3 protein-coding genes and 4 pseudogenes are annotated in these 5898 nt (G+C 38.6%); 3 read left to right on the top strand and 4 right to left on the bottom strand.

Translation table 11 applies throughout. The annotated features are described in order from the left end of the window. Positions 1-682, top strand: a pseudogene (locus tag C1E58_RS10895) (transposase); the annotation flags it as partial. A gap of 104 nt (positions 683-786) precedes the next feature. On the opposite strand, the pseudogene tnpA (C1E58_RS10885) reads toward C1E58_RS10895, so the two are convergent. After that, a pseudogene (gene tnpA / locus C1E58_RS10885) lies at positions 787-1267 on the bottom strand (IS200/IS605 family transposase). A 192-nt stretch (positions 1268-1459) separates the two neighbouring features. After that, positions 1460-2758, bottom strand: a complete 1299-nt coding sequence (locus tag C1E58_RS10880) for an MATE family efflux transporter (RefSeq protein ID WP_105116754.1) — start codon at positions 2756-2758, stop codon at positions 1460-1462. Positions 2759-2843: 85 nt separating this feature from the next. Between C1E58_RS10880 and C1E58_RS10875 the strand changes: the two genes are divergently transcribed. Then, on the top strand, positions 2844-3569 hold the full coding sequence (locus C1E58_RS10875) for a MerR family transcriptional regulator (protein ID WP_161942767.1): 726 nt from the start codon (positions 2844-2846) through the stop codon (positions 3567-3569). Between the two features lie 375 nt (positions 3570-3944). Here the strand turns inward: C1E58_RS10875 and C1E58_RS10870 are convergent, their stop codons facing one another. After that, positions 3945-4181 (bottom strand): hypothetical protein, encoded by a 237-nt coding sequence (locus C1E58_RS10870; protein WP_105116752.1) that lies wholly within the window; start codon positions 4179-4181, stop codon positions 3945-3947. A 618-nt stretch (positions 4182-4799) separates the two neighbouring features. Continuing rightward, positions 4800-5280, bottom strand: a pseudogene (gene tnpA / locus C1E58_RS10865) (IS200/IS605 family transposase). 203 nt (positions 5281-5483) lie between these two features. Here tnpA (C1E58_RS10865) and C1E58_RS10860 point away from each other — a divergent pair. Beyond that, positions 5484-5898, top strand: a pseudogene (locus C1E58_RS10860) (transposase); the annotation flags it as partial.

Below are 5898 nucleotides of genomic sequence, written 5' to 3'. Positions count from 1 at the left end.
ACATACGCCTATGCTCGCCAGGTATTCTCTGGTCGAAAAATCGTTCAAATGAATGAAGAAGTCATTCCTATGAAATGGCTGAGTCAGGATACCTATGTCTGTTATCGGACCATAAACAGTTTTCGGGCTAGCACACACGCCAATCAGCTCATCAAATCTGCCTTCATCTACTTCACTCTCCTCCTCAGAGAGAATGGGATGATTGAAGATGAGGCTCTCTTCATTGACGGGACTAAGGTAGAAGCTGATGCCAACAAATATTCTTTCACATGGAGAAAGGCCGTTGAACGCTATGAAGATGCCTTGAACGGAAACATTTCTGCCCTTTATGACAAGCTAGTTCAAGAAGGGGTGAATACTGCCTTGTCCAAGGAAGAATGCCTCACTAGCGAGGGACTCAAACAACTCCTCCATGAGACAGAACAAGTATTGGATGAGGTGGAAGAAGCTATCTCACAAGAGCCTAAATCCATTAAAGGTGGATCAGCCAACAGACAGAAACGAAGAAGAATTAAGAAACTCAAGAGAAAGTTGAAAGAAGATTGTCTTGTTCGGAAACAGAAGTACGAACGAGATAAACAGATTTTACAAGAGCGAAACTCCTACTCAAAAACAGATCCCGACGCTACATTCATGAGAATGAAATCATGACCACCCGTCAAACGGGTGGTTTGAACAAGGGCTATAAGCCCACATCACCAGCCAGCGCCTAAAGACGCTGGCTTTCACTTTGTTCAAGCCTCACTGCTTTTGACTCGTCACTAGCCTCTTAAAGAGGCATTCGTACTACTTGCCATTATCCCTAAAGGGATCTTCATACTCTTTTACACTTAACTTATCAAGTGCTATATCATGTTTTTCCTGTTCTTGTATATATTTCTTAATTGTGGCTTCATTAAGTCCAACTTACATTCTTCAACAATTCCCCAAATTGTTGAAGCTCTCTGCCCAGAAATGGCGATTGCCAAATTTATAGAGAGATTGGCGTGTTTATCAAACATCATAAGAGCACTCTTGCCTTTTAAATAGCCCATAAAACTGGATACACTTAACCTCGGAGGAATACTGACTAACATGTGAACATGGTCTGGCATCAGATGACCTTCGATAATTTCTACGCCTTTATAACTACACAAACGTCGGAATATTTCTCCCAAACTACTTCGATATTGATTATAGATGATTTTTCGTCTATACTTAGGTGTGAAGACGATGTGGTAGAACACAACCACTTTGTATGTGATAAACTATGTGCCTTTTGTGCCATACTTTTCTCCTCTCGCTTTACAATAGGCTTGAACACCTTTATTGTATCGCGTTTAGAGTTTTTTTGGTATAACCTTCGTCCCGCACCCGCATAGCGGGTGGTTTATTTGTCACGCACCTTACGGAGCGTGACGGACTAGAAGTCACATAACGAGTAAAATCCCTTGAAATCAATTAGTTTCAAGGGATTTTTTTAGTTTTGAGATTTCTTTCGCACAATTTTATTCAACATGAAAGCCAATCCGACTAAGAAAAACTGTGTAAGTGGAAGAACTAGCCAAACGCCCATCAATCCAAAGAGCTGAGGTAATAGGATTGTCAGCACCGGCAGAACGATAAGGACTTCTCCATAAACCATGATGTTTGATTTAACCAAATTGTTTTGAGCGTAAGCAAGAGCGGTCGTCACTCGCGTGATAGCGTAAAATGGCAGAGCAGATAGAAAAATCGGGATAGCCAGATGTAAAATACTTGCTGATTCTGCTGAGGTATTGAATAGTGTTGGAATGATATCTCTTGCAAAACTTGCTAAAATCCAAATCAAAAATGCTAGACTAACTGCAGTGATATAAGTCATTTTTTTGATTTGTGAAGCATTTTTTATATTTCCAGCACCATACTCATAAGAAAGAAGAGGTTGTGCACCGTCACTAATTCCTTGTAGCAATAACTGTCCAACTGATAAGATATATCCCAGAACGGCAAAGCTTGCAACAGCTGTTGTTCCACCTATTTTAGCTGCTTGAAGATTGATCATCAAAATCGTCAATGCTGGAATGAAAGATAAGGCAAACGGCGAAAGTCCAGCAGAAATAATAGATTTGATATGAGATTTTTTCAAAACATACGCTTGAAGGGGGATTCTGTTATTTTTAGTAAATAGCAAATATAAAATTGGGATAAAAGCTAATCCTTGACCTAGCACACTTGCGATTGCAGCACCCTTCACACCATAATTAAGCACTAAAGTGAAGAGCAAACTGAGACTAGTATCAAGCAAGAAGTTGAGAATCATCAGTGCCATCGCTGTCCAAGCTTTTCCCTGATTTCTTAATAAAGGATTAGCCCCTTGACCAGCAATTTGAAAAATACTACCAAAGGCCAAAATTTTCACATACTCAGAAGCAATCGTCAGAACTTGATCTCGGGCACCAAGTAGGCTAAGCAACGGCTCTGAACCCAAATATAAGGTTATTGTTGTCACAAGGCTAGCAATAATCAATAGGACAAGCGTGTTTCCTTGAAAGCTTTCTGCTTTTTCAATATTGCCCCTTCCTCGATTGAGAGACATGTGAATTGAACCACCCATCCCTAGTCCTGTGCCAAGGGCTAAAATGATGGCAACTAAAGGCCATGCGATATTGATAGCAGCTAATCCTAAATCACCTACAGCATTACCTACAAGCAGTCCGTCAATGCTGACATAGATGCCAGATAGAAAGAAGGAAATCATAGCTGGTATAACTGCTGATTTAAATTTTTTGAATAACATTGTTCACTTCCTTTTAATAAGTTATAATAAGAGTATAAACCTTAAAGTAACTTTAAGGTCAAGGGTGAAATTTGAGGAGATTTACATGTTATCAATTAAGCAGGCTTCAGAATTGCTAGGAATTCCTAGTGCAACGCTTCGGTATTGGGAAAAAGAAGGTTTGTTATCTTTACAGAGAAATGACGTCAATGAATATCGGCAGTTTTCAAAGGAGGATTTATTGTCTATCTTTGATGTTCATCTGTACCGTTTACTAGATTTTCCCGTTAAACAGTTAAAACATCGGGAAAGCTGGAATTTGTCAGAGCTATCCCAATTAAATCAAACACAACTACAATCTATCGAATATAAGATGAAGAACTTAGAGGCTATTAAAAATAAGTTGGAAGACAGGCAGTTAATGATTGAACGACTAGGAAAGGAATTTTCAATTGAGGAGATTGATGAACTACCTATTACCTATAAATTTTTGAGGGCAGATTATTTTGATGATGGCGAAACCGTCGCAAAATATTTAGAAAACCCTCATATACATGGGGTATACCTCAATGTCACACAAAATCAATTTCAGTTTGGACAATTTACCAACCAAGTTTCTGAAGGGAAAATTTGGGAACAAGGTGAGTACGACACGCTATTTAAAGGTGTTTTGAAGATTAGTCGAAAGGACCAGCAATCAAACATTGAGACTTTAAAGTCAGAAATTGGGAATAAAGGTTATGTAGTGAAGGAAATCATTGGGGAATATCTGCTATCAGCTTCAGAAAACGAAGACTTCATGGATTATTATCAAATTGTCCTCATTTGCTAGATCATTCTGTTGAAAAATTGAAAGTATGCGATTTTTATCTAAAAGAAGTGAGACAAAGATTGCATACCCTTTGAGGACTTTGCACCCCCTAGAAAGGAAAAACCTCTCTTGTATTACAAATTTCTACTATTCGAAAATAGTAGAAGTGATTGATACAAATAAATGATTAACCCCCCTTGAAATCGCTTGGTTTCAAGGGGGGTGTTTTCAATAACTGTTTAGTTTAATAACTAGTGTTTGCTATTATTTGTCAAATTGGAATCTTTGCCTGTACCTCTGTAATCGTTTGAATTGTTTCAAATCGTTAAATAATTGTTATCAACGCTATCAGATCTCACGCATTCTCAACCAAGTTTCCAATTCTTCAGCAGATTCTTACATGCCCAGTCTTATCCACTCTTGCATCCAGCCAAATATGCCGTAGAGGGAAAACGCTTCAAGGTAAGTCGCATAGTTATTTTCTAGGTCCTGTGGTACTAGGATGATTTTTAAATATGGAATGATGAGGTGGAGCAGATTTCTTTCAAAAAGTAAGTTATAAAATTCTTTATTCTTTTTAACATGTCCAAAAAGACTTGCTAATTGTAAATCGTTTCGCCCGATTGTAATCATGGCACATCTGCTAGAGTGAATTTTGATATTTCCATGAATTTCTTAAAAGACATTAAGAGTATGACGATTGAAAAGTAGTGGTCGTGTAATATGCATGATGAGTAGTTTAGAAATTAACTACAATAGCTTATGCAAAATACGATAAAAGATTTGAATTTACTTTCCCTGATGAGAGTAAGGATTCATTCAAAATGACACAGAAGATAGCATGCTATAAAAAAGTTGATAAAAAAACTGAATCGGTTCATTGAAAGTAAACTCCCACATGTATTACAAATTTTTACTATCTCGAAATGAATACAAGTTAAGTGATGCAAATAAATCATGACCACCCGTCAAACGGGTGGTTTGAACAAGGGCTATAAGCCGTTTCTCTCCAGCGACGTCTAAAGACGTTCGCTGAACTTCGTTCAGGTTAGTGCTATAATTACTTGACTAATGAGACTGGGCAAAAAGCCCAGCTCCACTACTCAGAGTTCGTGTCAACATCTCAGCGCAGTGGTTGATTGGCAGATTTGTTCGTGTTTCACACTCCAAATCTGACCTAATCAACTGTGCGGGGGTGGGAAAACGAACTCTTTTTTAGACCAGTCGAGTTCTTTCCCACTCCCATTCGTACTACTTGCCATTATCCCTAAAGGGATCTTCATACTCTTTTACACTTAACTTATCAAGTGCTATATCATGTTTTTCCTGTTCTTGTATATATTTCTTAATTGTGGCTTCATTAAGTCCAACTTACATTCTTCAACAATTCCCCAAATTGTTGAAGCTCTCTGCCCAGAAATGGCGATTGCCAAATTTATAGAGAGATTGGCGTGTTTATCAAACATCATAAGAGCACTCTTACCTTTTAAATACCCCATAAAACTTGATACACTTAATCTCGGAGGAATACTGACTAACATATGAACATGGTCCGGCATCAGATGTCCTTCGATAATTTCTACGCCTTTATAACTACACAATCGTCGGAATATTTCTCCCAAACTACTTCGATATTGATTATAGATGATTTTTCGTCTATACTTAGGTGTGAAGACGATGTGGTAGAACACAACCACTTTGTATGTGATAAACTATGTGCCTTTTGTGCCATACTTTTCTCCTCTCGCTTTACAATAGGCTTGAACACCTTTATTGTATCGCGTTTGGAGTTTTTTTGGTATAACCTTCGTCCCGCACCCGCATAGCGGGTGGTTTATTTGTCACGCACCTTACGGAGCGTGACAGACTAAAAGTCACATAGTAAGAGGAAAGAAACAGTCTGGGGAGAGACTGTTTCTTCACGAGCCTTGAAATAAAAGAGCGAGTATGAAAAATGGTCAGCTCAAACCCGGTTACAACCTTCAACTTGGTACAAACAACCAGTTTGCCTTGGCTTACGGACTGTTTCCGAATCCAACTGACACTCGTACACTCAAGCCCTTTCTTCAATCCATCCAAACCTTAGAACTCTTTCAACACATTGTCGCGGATGCAGGTTATGGAAGTGAAGAAAATTACAGCTTTATCCTTGATGACCTGGAGAAAACACCTCTGATTCCCTACGGAACATATCAGAAAGAGCAGAAGAAAAGCTATAAGAAGAGTGATGCCAATCCTGAAAACTGGACTTACCTAGAAGATTCTGACCAGTGGATAAAACCAGATGGGGTTGTCTACTCGTTTAAGAATTATTCACGAAGAACGGAGCAGAATGGATTTGAGAAAGATA

This window comes from Streptococcus suis (assembly GCF_002964575.1).
GTDB classification, from domain to species: Bacteria; Bacillota; Bacilli; order Lactobacillales; family Streptococcaceae; genus Streptococcus; species Streptococcus suis_R.
This window is presented reverse-complemented; position numbering and strand designations above follow the sequence as displayed.